Annotated in this window: 19 protein-coding genes; 10 read left to right on the top strand and 9 right to left on the bottom strand. The window is 38.5% G+C overall.

Annotated features, from left to right (window positions below):
- Nucleotides 1-7: 7 nt before the first annotated feature.
- The 6 genes from rimK to D1013_RS02770 form a co-directional block, all read right to left on the bottom strand.
- Nucleotides 8-1,378, bottom strand: coding sequence for a 30S ribosomal protein S6--L-glutamate ligase (rimK, locus tag D1013_RS02795; protein ID WP_121847436.1), 1,371 nt, complete (start codon nucleotides 1,376-1,378; stop codon nucleotides 8-10).
- A complete protein-coding gene (locus tag D1013_RS02790; protein ID WP_121847435.1) occupies nucleotides 1,375-2,907 on the bottom strand; it encodes a bifunctional GNAT family N-acetyltransferase/carbon-nitrogen hydrolase family protein in 1,533 nt (510 codons plus the stop codon). The genes rimK and D1013_RS02790 overlap by 4 nt, the downstream gene beginning before the upstream one ends.
- A 62-nt stretch (nucleotides 2,908-2,969) precedes the next feature.
- On the bottom strand, nucleotides 2,970-3,305 hold the full coding sequence (locus D1013_RS02785) for a hypothetical protein (RefSeq protein ID WP_121847434.1): 336 nt from the start codon (nucleotides 3,303-3,305) through the stop codon (nucleotides 2,970-2,972).
- Complete coding sequence (locus D1013_RS02780; RefSeq protein ID WP_121847433.1) at nucleotides 3,302-4,279, bottom strand: deoxyhypusine synthase family protein; 978 nt, start codon at nucleotides 4,277-4,279, stop codon at nucleotides 3,302-3,304. Before D1013_RS02780 ends, D1013_RS02785 begins: the two co-directional genes overlap by 4 nt.
- A complete protein-coding gene (gene speB, locus D1013_RS02775; RefSeq protein WP_121847432.1) occupies nucleotides 4,266-5,207 on the bottom strand; it encodes an agmatinase in 942 nt (313 codons plus the stop codon). Before speB ends, D1013_RS02780 begins: the two co-directional genes overlap by 14 nt.
- 56 nt (nucleotides 5,208-5,263) lie before the next feature.
- Nucleotides 5,264-6,712, bottom strand: a complete 1,449-nt coding sequence (locus tag D1013_RS02770) for an arginine decarboxylase (protein ID WP_121847431.1) — start codon at nucleotides 6,710-6,712, stop codon at nucleotides 5,264-5,266.
- 287 nt (nucleotides 6,713-6,999) lie between these two features.
- Here D1013_RS02770 and D1013_RS02765 point away from each other — a divergent pair, with 287 nt between their 5' ends.
- Nucleotides 7,000-7,713: a hypothetical protein gene (locus D1013_RS02765; RefSeq protein ID WP_225621368.1), complete on the top strand. Its 714-nt coding sequence runs from the start codon at nucleotides 7,000-7,002 to the stop codon at nucleotides 7,711-7,713.
- Nucleotides 7,714-7,741: 28 nt separating this feature from the next.
- Here D1013_RS02765 and D1013_RS02760 read toward each other — a convergent pair whose 3' ends face one another.
- Nucleotides 7,742-8,785 (bottom strand): succinylglutamate desuccinylase/aspartoacylase family protein, encoded by a 1,044-nt coding sequence (locus tag D1013_RS02760; protein ID WP_121847430.1) that lies wholly within the window; start codon nucleotides 8,783-8,785, stop codon nucleotides 7,742-7,744.
- Nucleotides 8,786-9,418: 633 nt separating this feature from the next.
- On the opposite strand from D1013_RS02760, the gene D1013_RS02755 reads away from it, so the two are divergent.
- The 4 genes from D1013_RS02755 (at nucleotide 9,419) to D1013_RS02740 (ending at nucleotide 11,957) form a co-directional block, all read left to right on the top strand.
- A complete protein-coding gene (locus D1013_RS02755; RefSeq protein ID WP_121847429.1) occupies nucleotides 9,419-9,979 on the top strand; it encodes a hypothetical protein in 561 nt (186 codons plus the stop codon).
- 204 nt (nucleotides 9,980-10,183) lie between these two features.
- A complete protein-coding gene (locus tag D1013_RS02750; protein WP_162987788.1) occupies nucleotides 10,184-10,777 on the top strand; it encodes a hypothetical protein in 594 nt (197 codons plus the stop codon).
- A 173-nt stretch (nucleotides 10,778-10,950) separates the two neighbouring features.
- The gene (locus D1013_RS02745) at nucleotides 10,951-11,352 is read left to right on the top strand and encodes a hypothetical protein (RefSeq protein ID WP_121847427.1); all 402 of its coding nucleotides are present in this window, start codon (nucleotides 10,951-10,953) and stop codon (nucleotides 11,350-11,352) included.
- Between the two features lie 182 nt (nucleotides 11,353-11,534).
- Nucleotides 11,535-11,957, top strand: coding sequence for a GNAT family N-acetyltransferase (locus D1013_RS02740; protein WP_121847426.1), 423 nt, complete (start codon nucleotides 11,535-11,537; stop codon nucleotides 11,955-11,957).
- 72 nt (nucleotides 11,958-12,029) lie between these two features.
- On the opposite strand, the gene D1013_RS02735 is transcribed toward D1013_RS02740, so the two are convergent.
- Nucleotides 12,030-12,299 (bottom strand): winged helix-turn-helix transcriptional regulator, encoded by a 270-nt coding sequence (locus D1013_RS02735; protein ID WP_121847425.1) that lies wholly within the window; start codon nucleotides 12,297-12,299, stop codon nucleotides 12,030-12,032.
- Nucleotides 12,300-12,485: 186 nt separating this feature from the next.
- Here D1013_RS02735 and D1013_RS02730 point away from each other — a divergent pair, with 186 nt between their 5' ends.
- The 5 genes from D1013_RS02730 to D1013_RS02710 are packed head-to-tail and all read left to right on the top strand — an operon-like array spanning nucleotide 12,486 to nucleotide 15,248.
- Nucleotides 12,486-13,301: a PhzF family phenazine biosynthesis protein gene (locus D1013_RS02730; RefSeq protein WP_121847424.1), complete on the top strand. Its 816-nt coding sequence runs from the start codon at nucleotides 12,486-12,488 to the stop codon at nucleotides 13,299-13,301.
- 10 nt (nucleotides 13,302-13,311) lie between these two features.
- On the top strand, nucleotides 13,312-13,761 hold the full coding sequence (locus D1013_RS02725; RefSeq protein WP_121847423.1) for a DUF1572 family protein: 450 nt from the start codon (nucleotides 13,312-13,314) through the stop codon (nucleotides 13,759-13,761).
- A gap of 3 nt (nucleotides 13,762-13,764) precedes the next feature.
- Nucleotides 13,765-14,370, top strand: a complete 606-nt coding sequence (locus tag D1013_RS02720; RefSeq protein ID WP_121847422.1) for a gamma carbonic anhydrase family protein — start codon at nucleotides 13,765-13,767, stop codon at nucleotides 14,368-14,370.
- A gap of 45 nt (nucleotides 14,371-14,415) precedes the next feature.
- On the top strand, nucleotides 14,416-14,943 hold the full coding sequence (locus D1013_RS02715; RefSeq protein ID WP_162987787.1) for a GNAT family N-acetyltransferase: 528 nt from the start codon (nucleotides 14,416-14,418) through the stop codon (nucleotides 14,941-14,943).
- A complete protein-coding gene (locus D1013_RS02710; protein ID WP_121847420.1) occupies nucleotides 14,928-15,248 on the top strand; it encodes a hypothetical protein in 321 nt (106 codons plus the stop codon). Before D1013_RS02715 ends, D1013_RS02710 begins: the two co-directional genes overlap by 16 nt.
- A gap of 389 nt (nucleotides 15,249-15,637) precedes the next feature.
- Here D1013_RS02710 and D1013_RS02705 read toward each other — a convergent pair whose 3' ends face one another.
- Nucleotides 15,638-16,342, bottom strand: coding sequence for a hypothetical protein (locus tag D1013_RS02705; RefSeq protein ID WP_121847419.1), 705 nt, complete (start codon nucleotides 16,340-16,342; stop codon nucleotides 15,638-15,640).
- Nucleotides 16,343-16,355: the final 13 nt, after the last annotated feature.

Genomic DNA, 16,355 nt, shown 5'->3' with positions numbered 1-16,355 from the left:
TTAGCCGCTACTTATGAAATCGTAACTTGCGCTCAATGGCCATAATCATGGCATTGGCCAAATCTTTACCTGTTGCATTTTCAATTCCCTCAAGACCTGGGGAAGAGTTCACTTCCAGCAATAACGGACCTTTGTTGGAACGTATGATGTCAACACCGGCAACCGCCAAGTTAAGTACCTTAGCCGCCTTCTGGGCCAATTTACGTTCCTCAGAAGTAATCTTTATTATGGATGCCTTGCCCCCTTGGTGAATATTGGCTCTGAATTCACCTTTTTCGGCCTGTCGTTGCATAGACGCCACTACCTTTCCATTGATGACAAAGCAGCGTATATCTTGCCCATTGGCCTCTTTGATAAATTCTTGCACCAAGATATTGGTATTCACGCTTTTAAAGGCATTGATTACACTCTCTGCTGCCTTATTGGTTTCGGCAAGTACCACCCCTTTACCTTGTGTGCTTTCCAACAGTTTTATAATCAACGGCGCACCGTTTACCATTTTTATCAGATCTTTGGTATCCATCGGAGACTTGGCAAAGCCTGTTATCGGTATATGAATGTCATTTTTTGAGAACAATTGCGATGCGAAGAGTTTATCTCTAGATTGAGAGATAGCCTCGGCCGAATTCTGACAATAAACCCCAAGGTTATTGAATTGACGGATTAAAGCACAACCGTAAAAAGTAACGGACGGCTTTATTCTTGGTATAACGGCATCAAACTCTTTTAAAATATTACCCCCACGATAGCGGATTTCCGGGGAATGGGCGTCTAACTTCATATAGGCAAGCTCGACATTCAAAAAAACAATCTCATGCCCTCTCGCCTCTGCCGCCTCAATAATACGTTTGTTGCTATACAATTGCGGATTGCTGGCCAGCAATGCAATTTTAAGTCCGCTCTTTTCCTTATAATACGGTGCATACTTTTGGTTAATTTCCTCTTCGGAGAAAGACTGCACTTGAAAGCTGACCGCCGGGTTGACCACAAAACGGTCAATAATCGCTTCTCGGCCCAATAGCATTCGAAACTCCATGGTATCGCGATTGGCCAAGGTCAGTTCGATATCGAACTTTTCGTCACCCATGACGACAGAAGTTTTGACCACCAAGCGTTCTTCCGAAATTCCTGATGAACTTTTGACCATACGACGATCGACCAGTTTGGCCTCGCACGGTATGGTGATACTTCGATTCTCTTGAAGCGGATTCACCTCAAACTTCACCCATTCTTGGGCACCTCGGTTCACTACTTTTATATTCGTCGCTTGAATCGATGACGTTTTGGCCCCTGAGTCTACCCTAGCCTTGATGGCCGGTATGCCCAAAGATTCAAATACGCACCATTCTTCGCTTCCAATAATTTTTAAGTCTGTCAATTTCTCTTTTTTGTGAGTTTAAATATGTCAGTTCTTCTATCCTTCAAATTTCTTACCGCCCCGAATTGGTTAAGCTCCCTTAAAAGGTCGATATCTACATCGGCAATCAATATCATTTCTGCGTTAGGTGTCGCTTCTGCCTTGATTCCGTTAGTAGGAAAGGAGAAGTCGCACGGCGTGAACACCATACTTTGCGCAAACTGAATATCCATATTATGAACCTTTGGCAAATTACCCACACTCCCGGCAATTGCTACATAACATTCGTTCTCAATCGCTCTCGATTGCGCACAGTTTCTTACCCTTGAAAATCCGTTTTGCGTATCGGTCAAAAAAGGAACAAAAAGAATATCCATTCCCTCATCGGCCAAAAGTCTTCCTAATTCCGGGAACTCGACATCATAGCATATAAGAATACCTATTTTACCACAATCGGTATCGAAAGTCTTTAAACGACTGCCCCCTTGCATACCCCAAACTTTTGATTCGTCGGGGGTAACATGCAGCTTTTCGTAACGTTCGATAGAACCATCCCTTTTGCACAAATAACCAACATTGTAAAGCCGGTCTTCTTTGATTTCGGGCATACTGCCCGTAATGATATTGATGTTGTAGGATATCGAATACTCGGAGAACTTCTGCACTATGGCATCGGTATGCTTGGCAAGTTCTCGAATTGCTTCCGGTTCAGACAGATGATTGTTCTCTGCCATCAAAGGAGCATTGAAAAATTCGGGAAAAAGGGCAAAATCGGATCGATAACCCGACACCGAATCAATAAAGAACTCGGCTTGCTGCAAAAGGTCTTCTAGACCATCATAGGGTCGCATTTGCCATTGAATGAGGCCTAGGCGAACTACTTTTTTCTTAGTGGCCGCCTTTTTCGTGGGCTTTTCGTAATAGATATTGTCCCACTCCATCAAAACGGCAAACTCTTTTGAAGCCTGATCACCTTCCAAATAGCCTTTTAAGATTTTAGCAGGATGAAAATCGTTATTGATCTGAAAGCTTAATACCGGATCATGAATTTCTTTACGACGAACCTTATCGATATACTCTTTCGGAGTCATTTTGGTGGCAAACTGATGGTAATTCGGTATACGCCCCCCAAAGGCAATTCCTTTCAGGTTCAGTTTTTCGCACAACTCTTTTCGATAATCGTAAAGGCGTCTTCCTAATCGAAGACCACGAAATTCGGGTTTTATAAAAACATCGATACCATATAGAATATCGCCATCTTCGGTATGGGTACTAAAGGTTTCTTGACCCGTAATTTCTTGAAAAGTATGGTTATCTTCGAAGTTATCGTAGTCAACGATAATTGAAAGGGAGCACCCCGCCAATTGACCGTTGACCTTAATGACCACCTGACCCTCGGGAAAAAGCTTAATCAGGGACCTGATCTGTTTTTCGTTCCAATAAGAATCGGGCATATTTTGATATACCTCTTTCATGGCCATTTTTAGCTCCTGATAATCTTTCAGGCCTAAAAACTTAAGCTCAACATTTTCTATGTCTTTTGAAATCATATGGCACTAATAGCTTGAGGATAAGCTAGGCACTTATAGCAATTTTGATAAAGTTAGATCCATTAATCGTCATCGTCGTCAACATCGCCCATTGCCTCTGGGTCTGGGTCTGCTATAGCATCTGGATCATCATCATCGTAATCTTCGTAATCATCTTCATCGTAATTCTCCATGGTATATTCAAGCTTGGCACTGATCTTCACCAAATACTTCGTGTCTTCGGTAAGAACTTCGACTGCCTCGATACGCTCACCTTGGGCATTCTTGAATGAAATGATATTACGGTCATCGTAACCATCTGGATATCGCTCTACCAAAAGCTTTAGAACTTCTGGCGTAAGCTTTTTAAAGTCTACGATTACGCGTTTTAGGTTCGACTGGTCTTTTCTGTTGCTCATAGGTCTAAAAGATAGGCAAAAATTAAGGGTGCAACAATGGTCGCATCACTTTCAATGATAAATTTCGGGGTGTCTATATCAAGTTTTCCCCATGTGATCTTTTCGTTGGGCACGGCCCCCGAATAAGAACCGTAACTGGTCGTTGAGTCGCTTATTTGGCAGAAATAGCTCCAAAAAGGCGTGTCGGTTCGCTCCATATCTTGGTACAGCATCGGCACTACACAGATAGGAAAATCGCCTGCAATACCTCCACCAATTTGAAAGAACCCGATACCGTTCTCTGAATTATCGGTGTACCAATCGGCCAAAAAGGTCATGTACTCTATACCCGATTTCATGGTGCTCGCTTTCAATTCACCTTTCAAGACGTATGAAGCGAAAATATTGCCCATAGTACTGTCTTCCCAACCAGGGCAGACAATCGGCAAGTTCTTTTCGGCAGCGGCATACATCCACGAGTCTTTTAAGTCGATTTCATAATGTTCTTCCAAAACACCGGATAAAAGCATTTTGTACATGAACTCATGAGGAAAATAGCGCTCACCCTTTTCTTCGGCATCCTTCCAAATCTTAAAAATATGCTCTTGCAACCTTCTAAAAGCTTCTTCTTCAGGAATACAAGTATCGGTAACCCGGTTCAATCCTTTTTCAAGCAAATCCCACTCTTGTTGTGGGGTCAAATCACGATAATTCGGTACTCTTTTGTAATGCGAATGGGCCACCAAGTTCATAATGTCTTCTTCTAGGTTGGCACCTGTACATGAAATAATATGAACCTTATCTTGGCGAATGATTTCGGCAAAAATCTTTCCTAATTCAGCCGTACTCATAGCGCCAGCCAAAGAAACCAACATCTTGGCCCCGCCATTCAGTTGATCTTCATAACCTTTCGCGGCATCAACTAGAGCAGCGGCATTAAAATGCAAATAATATTTTTCAATAAATTTTGATATTTCTCCTTTAGTCTTCGTCATCATCAAATTTTAAGTTGCCGCCTCCCGCTTTGCGGTCGACATCATAAGTATTGTCATAATCGTCATCAGCCGCCTCACCCATAAATTTATAGGATAACATTTTGTAATACAATTTTGCAGCTAGAAAATCGGAAGTTTTATCGTTCGGGTTCGGGCACAATTCAACCAAGTCAAAACCGACTACGTTCTTTTCTTCAAAGACCTGTTTTAAGAAATCAAGGGTTTCGTACCAAAACAGACCTCCTGGCTCCGGCGTACCGGTAGAAGGCATAATCGATGGGTCAAGGGCATCAAGGTCGAAAGTGATAAACACGTTATCGGTCAACAAATCGACCACTTTATCCGTCCAATACTCATCATTGGCCATATCATGCGCAAAAAACGTCTTTTCTTCATCTAGAAATGTCTTTTCGATAACATCCATAGAACGAATACCGACTTGAACCAAGTTGGTTGTTTGACTTGCCTCATGCACTGCACAAGCATGGTTGTAATTACTGCCGTTATACGATTGTCGCAAATCGGCATGGGCATCGATATGAAGCACACTGAGGTTGTCGAAACATTCGTTAAAGGCACGAATGGTACCAATTGAAATGGAATGCTCACCACCGACCAAAGTCACAAATTTGTTACGTTTGATAAAATCTTTGGTAACCTTGTGAACGGCGTTCACCATTGCCTCAGGAGAACTATTTTCTTTAATAGGTTCAGACAGGTATATACCTTGCTCGAAAGCTTCGGTATCTGTCTCGATGTCATAAAGCTCCATATTATCAGAAGCTTCTAAGAAAGCTTGGGGGCCTTTATCGGCACCTTTACCCCAAGTACTGGTTCCGTCATACGGCACAGGTATCAAAATAATTTTGGCCGTTTCCAATTGGGCGAATTCGTCGGAAATACCGGCGTAATTCTTTTTTGCACTCATTAGTATTAAATTAAATCTGTTGTTTTAATAATCAATTATAAATATAATGTCTTTAGCTACTCTTGGTCTAAAGTCACTTTTTTCTTTGTTTTTTTCGAAGCCTGTTCTGAGCCATTGTAACCTAAAATACCCAGAAGGTCATCGGCTGTTTGCTGGTCGCTGAAAAGTTCATAGGTCAATTCTCCATTGGCATCCCTATCAATAAGAATATGTTTGGGCTGCGGAATCAAACAGTGTTGCAGACCTCCAAAACCACCGATCGTTTCTTGATAGGCACCTGTATTAAAGAAGCCTATATACAAAGGTCTATCTCTCTTAAATTTTGGCAGGTAAATCGCGTTCATGTTCTGCTCGCTATTGTAATAATCATCGCTGTCGCAGGTGAGACCCCCCAATAGCACACGCTCATACTCATCTTTCCATCGGTTGATGGGTAACAGAATAAACCGTTTGTTAATAGCCCATGTATCGGGCAGCGTAGTGATGAACGACGAATCGATCATATTCCACTTCTCTCTATCGTTCTGTTGCTTTTGATATAGAATTTCATATATGGCGCCCCCACTTTCCCCAACGGTAAAACTACCGAACTCGGTAAAAATATTGGGCACTGGCACATCGGCTTCTTTACAAGCGATATTGATCTGGTTGATAATCTCATCGATCATATATTGATAATCATAATCAAAAGCCAATGAGTTTTTAATAGGGAAACCTCCTCCAATATTAAGGCTATCTAACGACGGACATATTTTTCGAAGTCGCACGTACACCTTTAAGCATTTGAGAAGTTCGTTCCAATAATATGAGTTGTCCCTAATACCGGTATTGATAAAAAAGTGGAGCATTTTTAACTCTACCTTGTCATTATCCTTTATCTGGTTTTCATAAAAGGGAACAATGTTTTTATAACCGATACCTAATCGAGAGGTATAGAACTCGAATTTAGGTTCTTCTTCAGATGCGATACGTATACCAACCTGAAAATCGTCATTGATAACATCTGACAGCAAATCAAGCTCTTCATAATTATCGATAATGGGTATGCAGTTTTGGTGCCCCTCATTGATCAACCTACCTATGTTTTCAATATACTGCTCACGTTTAAAGCCGTTGCAGATAACGTAGGTGTTGTTTTTTATTTTTCCTGATTTCTTCAGTTTTTCGACAATATTGATGTCGAAAGCCGATGAAGTTTCAATATGCACCTCATTGTTCAGCACCTCGTTCAAAACGTGATTAAAGTGTGAGCTTTTGGTACAATAGCAGTAGTGATATTTACCCTTGTAACCGTGTTTATCAATTGCCGAGGCGAACCACTTTTTTGCCAAGTTTATGTTCTGCGAAATTTTTGGCAAATACGTAAATTTCAAAGGGCTGCCGTACTTCTCTACCAAATCATTGAGAGGAATGCCGTGAAACTGTAAAAATTCGCCATCAAGATTAAATTCTTCTTGAGGAAAATAATAGGTTTGATCGATAAGATCAATGTATTTAGTGTTCATTTAAATGATGATTGCATTAGCGAGTGGAAAATAGGGGGATTACCAAAAAATGAGTAACACAAAAAGCACGATAGTTTGTTCAATCCCTACAATATAAAATAAAGTTTACCTGTGTTAAAACAGTTTGACAAATGAAAACAAAATATCTCAAAAAACAAGCGTTAAGGCTGAAATTACGATAAATAGTAAAAATTAGATTTCACTAGGTCGACCAATAATCTAAAATTATCATAAACATCTCATTTCAAAGTATTTATTTTCATATTTTAAATAAAATATTTTTCCCAATGAACTTATACCCTTCTGTAAACTACATTATTATACTGTTAACAATTGCCATAGGCACTTACAACCCTCAAGCCTTATCGGCACAAATCGAAGATGGGGTCTATTTGGCAAACTCTGATGGTCAAAAGCATGAGCTGAAGATAAGTGGAGATTATCTCACTTGGTCCGTTTACGCAGAATCTCCAGCAAAGTTTATCAAGACTTTAGGTGGTTTTTATACGGTAGACGGCGAAAAATTATTCGTTAATTTAGAATTCAACTCCGATTATGCGTTAGATGGGGTTAAAGAAGTTTCGCACCCCGTTCGTTTTTCGATGAATCAAATTATTATCAACGAAAAACTCACATTTCAGAAAGCCGATGACAAAACACAAGAACTAGACGGCCTGTGGTTATTCGCCACCAGAGGTCCAGATACCGGTCAAGAACGAAGGGGCGATGAAAACCCGCGAAAAACCTTAAAATTTTTGCTAGATGGTCGATTTCAATGGATAGCCTACAATACCGACAGTTTTGAATTTCATGGTACTGGTGGCGGAGCATACACCTCTAAAGACGGAATATACACAGAGAATATAGAATATTTCTCAAGAGACAACTCCCGCGTAGGGGCCACCCTCGAATTCAATTACGAACTAAAAGGTAACGACTGGCACCATACCGGCAAAAATAGCAAGGGAGAACCCATGTACGAGATTTGGGCCAAGAGATAGGTGAGCTTATCTCATTTTCAAACAGGCCTTAGTCTTCTATAATACCTATACTGAAAAGTGTTTCTCCTTTATTAATCGGCGGGGTACCTATTTTGTAAAGAAGTATGCCACTTTCAGGGGCCACTATATCTTCCAGTTTGTTTCCAAAAAAATCTGTTATATAACCTAAAACCTCTTTATTCTTAACCCTATCTCCCGACTTGTATGAAGAATAAAAGATTCCAGAATGGTTACTTTTAATGCTCGCCCGCTTTTCGATAATGACAGGTGCTTTCGGTTCGTTTGCAATTGTTTTGGACGTCATATTTAGATGAGACAATAACCTGAAAATAGATGAAACTATTTTATCGGTCTCCTCAGTGCCGGGTATACCTAGCCGACCGCATTCAATATCTATGGTCGGAATTTTTCTATGGAAAGCTTCTTGCGAACAGTAAATACTTGGTTTGGAAATGCGTTCTTCAGGAATTTGAAAAATCACAGCGTAATCATAGCCCATAGATAATGCCATTTCTTTTCCTTTTCGCGAAGCCTCAGGAAAGGCCTCAGAACTGTACCAAGCATTATAGGGCATTAGGTCTTCAGGAGAATCACCGGCATGCATATCAACGAAAAAGTCAGATTTCGAAATTACATGTTTCGTAATCGCATGAGCAATCTTCTCGGTAATCGTACCATCTTTCTTACCCGGAAACGAACGATTTAAATTCTTCCCGTCGATTGGGTTTACAAACGGACTTCTACCCAAAAAACCGGCAACGTTCGCCAATTGCACCAATATAATAGTTCCTTTAAGTTGAGCAACGTCCACTTTTGAAGCTATTTTTTGTGCTGCCAAAATCGGTGGATATTCATAACCATGCACCCCCGCTGTGACACCCAATACAGGGCCTTTACGCGCGCCATGCAGAACGGTAACCGGTATATATGTACTATCCCTCCCATCGTTTATCGGAATAATGACTTCCTTTTTGGTGCCCGGATTGATTACTTGGTCAAAAAAGGTGAATGCTTCTTGTGCTACAAGAAAATTGGAGAAACAGGTAAATAATACTAAATAAACGAATCGCATGATAAAAAAGAAAGTAGCCCCGGCAAGAATCGAACATTTTTACCGAAGCCCCGTCATAACAGGCTTCAAGAGATTACTAATTTGAAATGTTGACGATTTGTGAACTTTTTTGATGATTTTTCTTCAGTCAATGCGAATGTACTCAAATCGAACTATATGTTGTCAATGGTATTGGAGAAATAGAAAAATCTCCTACTTAAAATTCGATTTTAGCCAAGTCTAAAACTGAACCATTAAAATTCTAAGTATTAAAAAATGTTCAGGAAAACACCAACAAGACTTTTGAGCAAATATTCGATTGCTTTATTAACCCAAAAAAAATTCAGAGCCAAAAAAATATTAGTGAATATCAGACCAGAAAGTATTTTCAGAGAGTCTTAAAAGATGAACATTCAGTTGTTATCTAAATCACGTCTGCCCAAGCGTAGTTTCGCTACTCGTCTTTTGAAAGATGGCTTCAATATTAGACGTATTCAACTTTTATTGTACATGGCTCTACCCCAAAAACGAAAATGTCTGCCCATGTGGTAGAAACCTTAGTAAGTAACATAAGGAATCTCTTATCTTAGTTCTGCACATAAAACATATATAGACCATATGATCTATATTCAATTGTTACCGCACATTTAAAAAATGAATCTGAGCCAGGAACATATGGACTTTGAAAACAAAATCCAGCGAATAGTTGGACTGACACTTCTTAAAGTTCAATACCTTGAGATTAACTATGAATCAGATCACCCAAAACCATATTACAAATCGAAATTTCACGAAATCGACTCGATTGACTTCTCAATAATATTGCACACCGACAAGGGCAAAATTGAATTTTATTGGGACGGACAATTTTACCAGTATGGAATTGGAGTAAGATTTAATGAAAAAACTGAAACTGCGACAGGACAAAAATGGGATGTTTCAACCGATGACTTATGGGGGAAATTTATTGAACAAAAGATTGCGAATGTTAAGCTGACTTGGGAAGAAGTAATTATGTATGAAGACAAGACGGGTAAGTCAGACAAGTTCACCTATCCTCAGGATTTGAGAATTGATTTTTCAAATGATAAGTCAATCTTTATGAGTGCAGCAGGATTTCTAAATGAAGATGACAAGGAAGTTATGGGACTATTGGACAACTTGATCGTCACAGATAATGAGTCCTTGGCTCGAAAAGTGAAAATGATAAATTGAAAAAAAACGATGCGGCAACAACGGCTATAGTGCATGCCCTGCGGGACACGCACCATAGCCAAACCGTTGTACACAAGCTAAATGAACATAACTAGAGTAATAATAAATCGACTTCTATTCCGCTTTGTACCAATAGTTGGACTCTTCATTTTTATAGCCCATTACAATAAAATTACCCTTGACAATATCCTCGAAAAATTTAGTTTGTTAGAGTGGCTTCTAGTAGGATTATTTATCTATTTCTGTTATGATTTAATCAAACATATCAAGAAAGTCATCGAAAGGAAAAAAATTCTACAAAAGGCAAGACTTGAGGACGTGCCGACGGATTTAGATTATCCAAGAAAATTGAACTTTTTGGATAAGCGTATTAGCATCAATGAAAAAAGCATTGATGTATTCTTTAAAAATAACGTGATCCTACATTTAAGCAAGGATAAAAAACTAATGGATATAAAAACGCCATTTGGCAGGAAAAACCTGAACTTCAATGATATTCAATTCCTATTTCTTGAATACAACCAATACGAAAAGGACACTTTGATAGATCAATTTTCCTCCGGATCCACTAATGATAAAAATGTATGGTACAATTCGATTATGGCCATGCTCACAAATGGAAAACAGACCAAGCTTTTTGAAGCTAAGCTTGAAGAAACCAATTATGAACTAATGGAGGATTCTCGAATATCCGGTATAGACGAAGAAAGGTCATATTTGGAGAATGGAAAAATGTTGATACGCTTATTCAGCCATTTTACAATGAAGAAATATATGGTACTGAATAATAAGGTATAAAAAGCCTGTGTACAACAATACTTAAAGTTCATTGCTTGCGGATTTCCTAGAGGGAGAATCCTGCAATCAATTATCTTTAAAACCAGGCGGACATTTTCCGTTGGAAAAGTCCGCAACTAATCATACACTAACCGTTGGGCTTAAGTCGGAATGATTCTTGTTTCAACTTTCATATGAAAAAAATAATCTCAATTTCTTTATTCTTTTTTGTTTCAATAGTTCTTAGTCAGGAAAACAAAATCTCTAAGTCGGACTTAGTTGGATATTGGGCAATTGACCGATTCCACCCGGGAGCAGATAATGAAACAAAAATTTATAAGCGCTGTACCTTCAATCAAAAAGGAACTGTTATACAGTTTAAATCAAATGGACTGTTTAATTTAAAAGAAAATCGGGGCACTATCAAAAGATGTGGAAATGAGAATCGAAGGTGGAGACCGAAAAATATCAGCGGAACTTTTTCTTGGGACTCAAATCTGAAAAAAGTAAAGTTAAAAAGTAACACAGATGGATTACCCACTAGTTGGAATCTAATTTGGGTAGGTCGAAACTCCTTCGCAGTAAAAAAAACCTAAGCACAACACGGTGTATGATTAATTGCAGTCGGATTTCCGCATGTAAATTCCTGCAATCGATTATCTTTAATCCCAGGCGGGCATTTTCCGTTGGAAATGTCCGCTAGCTTTAGAATTGAAACAATTATGAGATACGGCTATAGTTTTATCAGAGAAGCGGGTTTTGACAATCCGCCAGAAATGTGAAAATAGAAATCACCGATTTTTCAGAAGAAGACCGAGAACCACTAAGACATATTTACTATGAGGTTCGAAAAACCAATTTTACGTGGTTGCCAGAGGAGTTTTTAAAGCTGTCATCATTTGACAAAGACACTGAAGGGGAATCTATTTTGGTGGCCAAAGTGAACAATGAAATTGTGGGTTTTGCTTCCATTTGGTCACAAGACAACTTTCTTCACCACTTGTATGTTTCAAATAAATTTCAAGGCTTGGGTATCGGAACACGATTATTAAATCACATTATTGAAAATTCCAGCGCTGACTTAACCTTGAAATGTCTAAAAAACAATCACGGAGCCCTAAATTTTTACCTCAAGAATGGTTGGGAATCTATTTCGGAGGGGCAATCTGAGGAAGGTGATTTTATTTTATTTAAATACTGAGATTCAGAAATTATATCGTAAAAAATTATCTTTTTATAAAAATCTTCTAAGTTTAATTTACATTGTAGATTCCTATTTAAAATTCAATTTGTTCTTTAGGCCGTTCAATTTTCCCCAACTGCAAAGTTCATGTAGTAATTCCACAAGTTGTTCTCCACTTTGAGTAAGCGAATACTCAACTTTTAGTGGCACTTGGTTGAATATTTTCTTATCCAATATCCCTGCAGCGGAAAGTATGTTCAGGTTTTTTGAAAGCACATTGTCTGAAATGCCCTCTAGGTTTTCTTTTATTTCACTGAATCGGCAAATGTCTTTTTCAATAAGAAATAGAATTTCAGACACCTATCTTTTGCCCATAAGTTTAAGTACCTTGTTAAGGGTACACTTTTCCTCCAAATAAGCTTCATTCAAAAAATTACTAGAGCTTTCCTTACGTAATCCCATACTCACTTTTTTATTAGTTACTCATAATAAGCCAATTCCTTTTAAGACTCTGATTCTTAGGCTATCTTAGGCACAACCTAACATATGATGAAAATTAAAACATTTATAATTGACGCTTTTACCAACAGCAAATTTAAGGGTAATCCAGCTGGAGTCTGTTTGCTCGCTACCGAAATTGACAAAAGTATCATGCAGTCTATTGCCAATGAGTTAAACCTGTCCGAAACAGCCTTCATTTTGAGAAAAGGGAGTTCAGACTATAATTTTTTTATTCGGTATTTCACGCCCACTGTGGAAATACCGTTTTGCGGGCACGCTACCTTGGCCGCCTCGACACTTGTTTTGAACCATCTTCGCCAGAACAATGTCAGTTTTTCCACAGAAAACGGATTAAGCCTCTACGCCGAAACAAAGGAGGATTATATAGCTATGAGGTTTCCATTGTACGATACAGTTGAGATTCGACCAATTCCAGATCTGCTTGAAGCTTTTGGTATTCGTGATTCACTATATGTTGCCTTTTGCAAAGAGCTAAAAATGTTGCTGGTTGAAGTTGACAGTTTAAACACCTTAAAAAGCTTAGCCCCTGATTTTTCAAAAGCTGTAGCTACAACTAATTTATTGAACAATGTAATTGTCACTACGAAATCGAGTGACGAAGAATATGATTTCTATTCCAGGTGCTTCTGCCCATGGATAGGCATAAACGAAGACCCCGTAACAGGTGCAGCACATTCCATTTTGGCCAAATACTGGGGCAAAAAACTGCGAAAAACCACTATGAAAGCATTTCAGGCCTCTGAACGTGGGGGTTACCTACACTTGAACATTATAGAAGACAGAACTTTAGAGGTCAAGAGCCGCGCACAGATTGTATTGGAAGGACAAATCAACATTTAAAATTTCATCCATGATCACTGAAACATTTAAACATTTATATAAAAGGGACTTACAGAACCTACATACCGAAATAGAGCTCTACCAAGACGAAAAAAACCTTTGGATAATAGACAAAAACATAGCCAATTCAGGAGGGAATCTTTGTCTTCATCTCATAGGCAATCTAAACGCCTATATTGGTGTGGGACTGGCAAAAACGGGATACAAACGCCAACGAGATTTAGAATTTTCGTTGAAAAACGTACCAAAAAGAGAATTGCTAGAAAAGATTGAGGCCACCATTCAAGTCATTGAAAAAGGGTTGGATAGCTTAACTATGGAAAAAATGAAAGATGATTTTCCTGTATTGATTTGGGAGAAGCCAACTGAAATGGAATGGACACTTGTTCACCTTCTCTCGCATTTAAACTATCACTTAGGGCAAATAAATTATCATAGACGATTAATCGATAAAGAATAGACCATGATACTTGAACATTTGGGCAAAAGACCAACAATACACGAATCGGCATATGTCGCACCCAATGCAACCATTTGCGGAGATGTTACCATCGGTGCCAACACACGAATCATGTTCGGAGCACAACTCATCGCAGAAAGCAACCCAATCGTAATTGGAGACAATTGCATTGTGCTTGAAAATGCCGTAATAAGGGGAGCACAGGCATCCAATGTTAGCATTGGGGATAATTGCCTTATTGGCCCCAATTCGCATTTGGTAAGTTGCATGTTGGAAAACAACGTATTCATTGCCACAGGAGCTTCCATTTTTCATAGAGCACTTATTAAAGAAGGTGCCGAAGTTCAAATTAATGGCGTGGTGCACTTAAAAACCGTCTTTCCAAAGAATGGCGTATTGCCGATTGGTTGGGTAGCGGTAGGTGACCCCATGCAAAAATTCCCCTCTTCGGAACATGATAAAATATGGGCCATTCAAAAAGAGGCCAACTTTCCAAACTTGGTTTATGGCATCAAAGAACGTGAAGAGCTTTCAAGCGTAAACAAAAAGCTTTGCATCATTATGTCCGAAAGGTTACTTTCTCATAAAGAAGATGAAATAATTGAATAATAAACGCCAATCTTTCTATAGCAACCACTTGATTCTTATTAAATTGTGACTCTAAAAAAGCTAAGAACTCCTTTGGAAAAGTTGACCATCCATAGTACTTCAAAATCAGAAATTGACCTGATTATTGCTATCGAAAACAATACTGAAAATTCTCAATTTATATTCCCTAATTCAAAAACAGAACATATAGGCCTTATAAGCAATAACGATTTTGCCCATTTAACCTTAAAAACTAACGTCAATAACATCGTAGGCTATGTTATCCTAGCAGGTCTAGAGAATCGAAACCGCAGTATTGAGCTACGAAGAATTGTTATCAATCAAAAAGGAAAAGGCTTCGGAAGAAAAACGATTAAACAAATAAGAAAGCGTTGCTTTAAGGAACACAATTGTCACAGGCTGTGGCTGGATGTTCTTGAAACCAATGAAAGGGCAAGACAATTGTATAAATCCGAAGGTTTTGTAGAGGAAGGAATTTTAAGGGAAAGTGTTTGGGTTGATGGTAAATATGTAAACTTGATTGTGATGTCAATACTGGAAAGTGAATATAGGGCAACATGGAAAGAATCGTAATAGTCGCATATAAACCCTTTAAAGGCAAGGAAAATCAATTGATGGAGCTCTCCACATCACATTGGAAAACACTACATGATTTGGGTTTGGTCTCAGACCGAAGACCAATTCTCATGCAAGCGAAAGACAAAACTGTTATCGAGGTTTTTGGTTGGAAATCAAAACAAGCTATGGAGGAGGCTCATTCCAATCCAACAATGAATAAAATGTGGTCAGCGTATGCCGAAGTGTGCCAATATATTCCTATCGGGTCGGTTGAAGAGGCTAATGCCCTGTTCTCAGAATTCAATCCTCTAGAGATTTAGAAGGTTACAGATGGATTTAATATCAATAAAAAAAGGCACAACTAAACAAAAAAGGCAAATACTCTTTTCATAACTATTTGATTATTAACATCCAGCTCTTGGACTCGAACCAAACAATTTCTAACAACCCGTCTATCCGATAACCTTATATTATTTCAAAATTTGAAAACCTTTCTCTTTTCAGAGCTATCATTTGATAAATTTGCTCTATTATTTCCATGACTTCTCTGGAATTGTGTATGGGAATTATTAAATCTTGTTGATTATGACTGGCGAAACGAGTATGTATATAAGGACATCACAGGTAATGACTTTTTTTAAAGTTGAAGTAATGGTGTTTTAATTTCTATCATATGGTCCAAGACTAATGAATTTTGATAGCATAATTTTCATATAAAAGGTTCGACAAAAATGGAAAGCAAAAAGTTTGCAAATACCTCACCAAAAGGCATTAGCCAAAAATAATCAGCTAAGAAGAAAATGGCAAAAACAGCTACAACGGAAATCAAATCTACGCAAACCACTCTTTTGTAATTGACCATATCTAAAATTAAAAGGCATATGGCCGGTAAAACCTGAATTCCCTTATTGAAAATTTGGCTGGATCCCAGACCAAGATCCATAGATATTCTGAAAATGGCCGCACTCATAAGCATGACCATACAACCTAGCATCAAACGCTTATGGAAAAAGCTATTTTTACGATGCCAGACGGCCAATACAAATAGGGCATAACCGCTAAACAATCTGAAAACATTATGTCCCGTAAGAGTAATATCATTCAGTCCAGCTTCGTATTTATATAAAACTGGAAATAGCCCAGTTGGAATCATCAAAATCATCACGAAAACACCAAAAATCCCTAAACGTTTGTGCAGTGTATATTTTTTGGAACCAATCAGAATTACCTGAACTATATACAGCATCATCCAAATGGTAAATACAATACCATGAAGTATCAACGGTAACGGCAATGGTTCAAAATCATCAAAAAACCTGGATAGATAAAAAGACGGGGCAAAACCCCAAAATACAATCAGTGCATAACAGATGGCTGAAACCTTGAAAAAAATATGTTCTGATTTACTTTTCACGTTAGTTATAACA

This window comes from Euzebyella marina, from assembly GCF_003687485.1.
In the GTDB taxonomy this organism is placed as follows: domain Bacteria; phylum Bacteroidota; class Bacteroidia; order Flavobacteriales; family Flavobacteriaceae; genus Euzebyella; species Euzebyella marina.
The sequence above is the reverse complement of the archived record's forward strand: the minus strand, read 5'-3'. Positions and strand labels throughout refer to the sequence as shown.

Coding starts and splice junctions, on each gene's coding strand:
- D1013_RS02790 (WP_121847435.1), bottom strand. CDS start 2,907: ATGATTTCAAAAGACATAGAAAATGTTGAGCTTAAGTTTTTAGGCCTG.
- D1013_RS02785 (WP_121847434.1), bottom strand. CDS start 3,305: ATGAGCAACAGAAAAGACCAGTCGAACCTAAAACGCGTAATCGTAGAC.
- D1013_RS02780 (WP_121847433.1), bottom strand. CDS start 4,279: ATGACGAAGACTAAAGGAGAAATATCAAAATTTATTGAAAAATATTAT.
- speB (WP_121847432.1), bottom strand. CDS start 5,207: ATGAGTGCAAAAAAGAATTACGCCGGTATTTCCGACGAATTCGCCCAA.
- D1013_RS02770 (WP_121847431.1), bottom strand. CDS start 6,712: ATGAACACTAAATACATTGATCTTATCGATCAAACCTATTATTTTCCT.
- D1013_RS02765 (WP_225621368.1), top strand. CDS start 7,000: ATGAACTTATACCCTTCTGTAAACTACATTATTATACTGTTAACAATT.
- D1013_RS02760 (WP_121847430.1), bottom strand. CDS start 8,785: ATGCGATTCGTTTATTTAGTATTATTTACCTGTTTCTCCAATTTTCTT.
- D1013_RS02755 (WP_121847429.1), top strand. CDS start 9,419: ATGAATCTGAGCCAGGAACATATGGACTTTGAAAACAAAATCCAGCGA.
- D1013_RS02745 (WP_121847427.1), top strand. CDS start 10,951: ATGAAAAAAATAATCTCAATTTCTTTATTCTTTTTTGTTTCAATAGTT.
- D1013_RS02730 (WP_121847424.1), top strand. CDS start 12,486: ATGATGAAAATTAAAACATTTATAATTGACGCTTTTACCAACAGCAAA.
- D1013_RS02725 (WP_121847423.1), top strand. CDS start 13,312: ATGATCACTGAAACATTTAAACATTTATATAAAAGGGACTTACAGAAC.
- D1013_RS02720 (WP_121847422.1), top strand. CDS start 13,765: ATGATACTTGAACATTTGGGCAAAAGACCAACAATACACGAATCGGCA.
- D1013_RS02710 (WP_121847420.1), top strand. CDS start 14,928: ATGGAAAGAATCGTAATAGTCGCATATAAACCCTTTAAAGGCAAGGAA.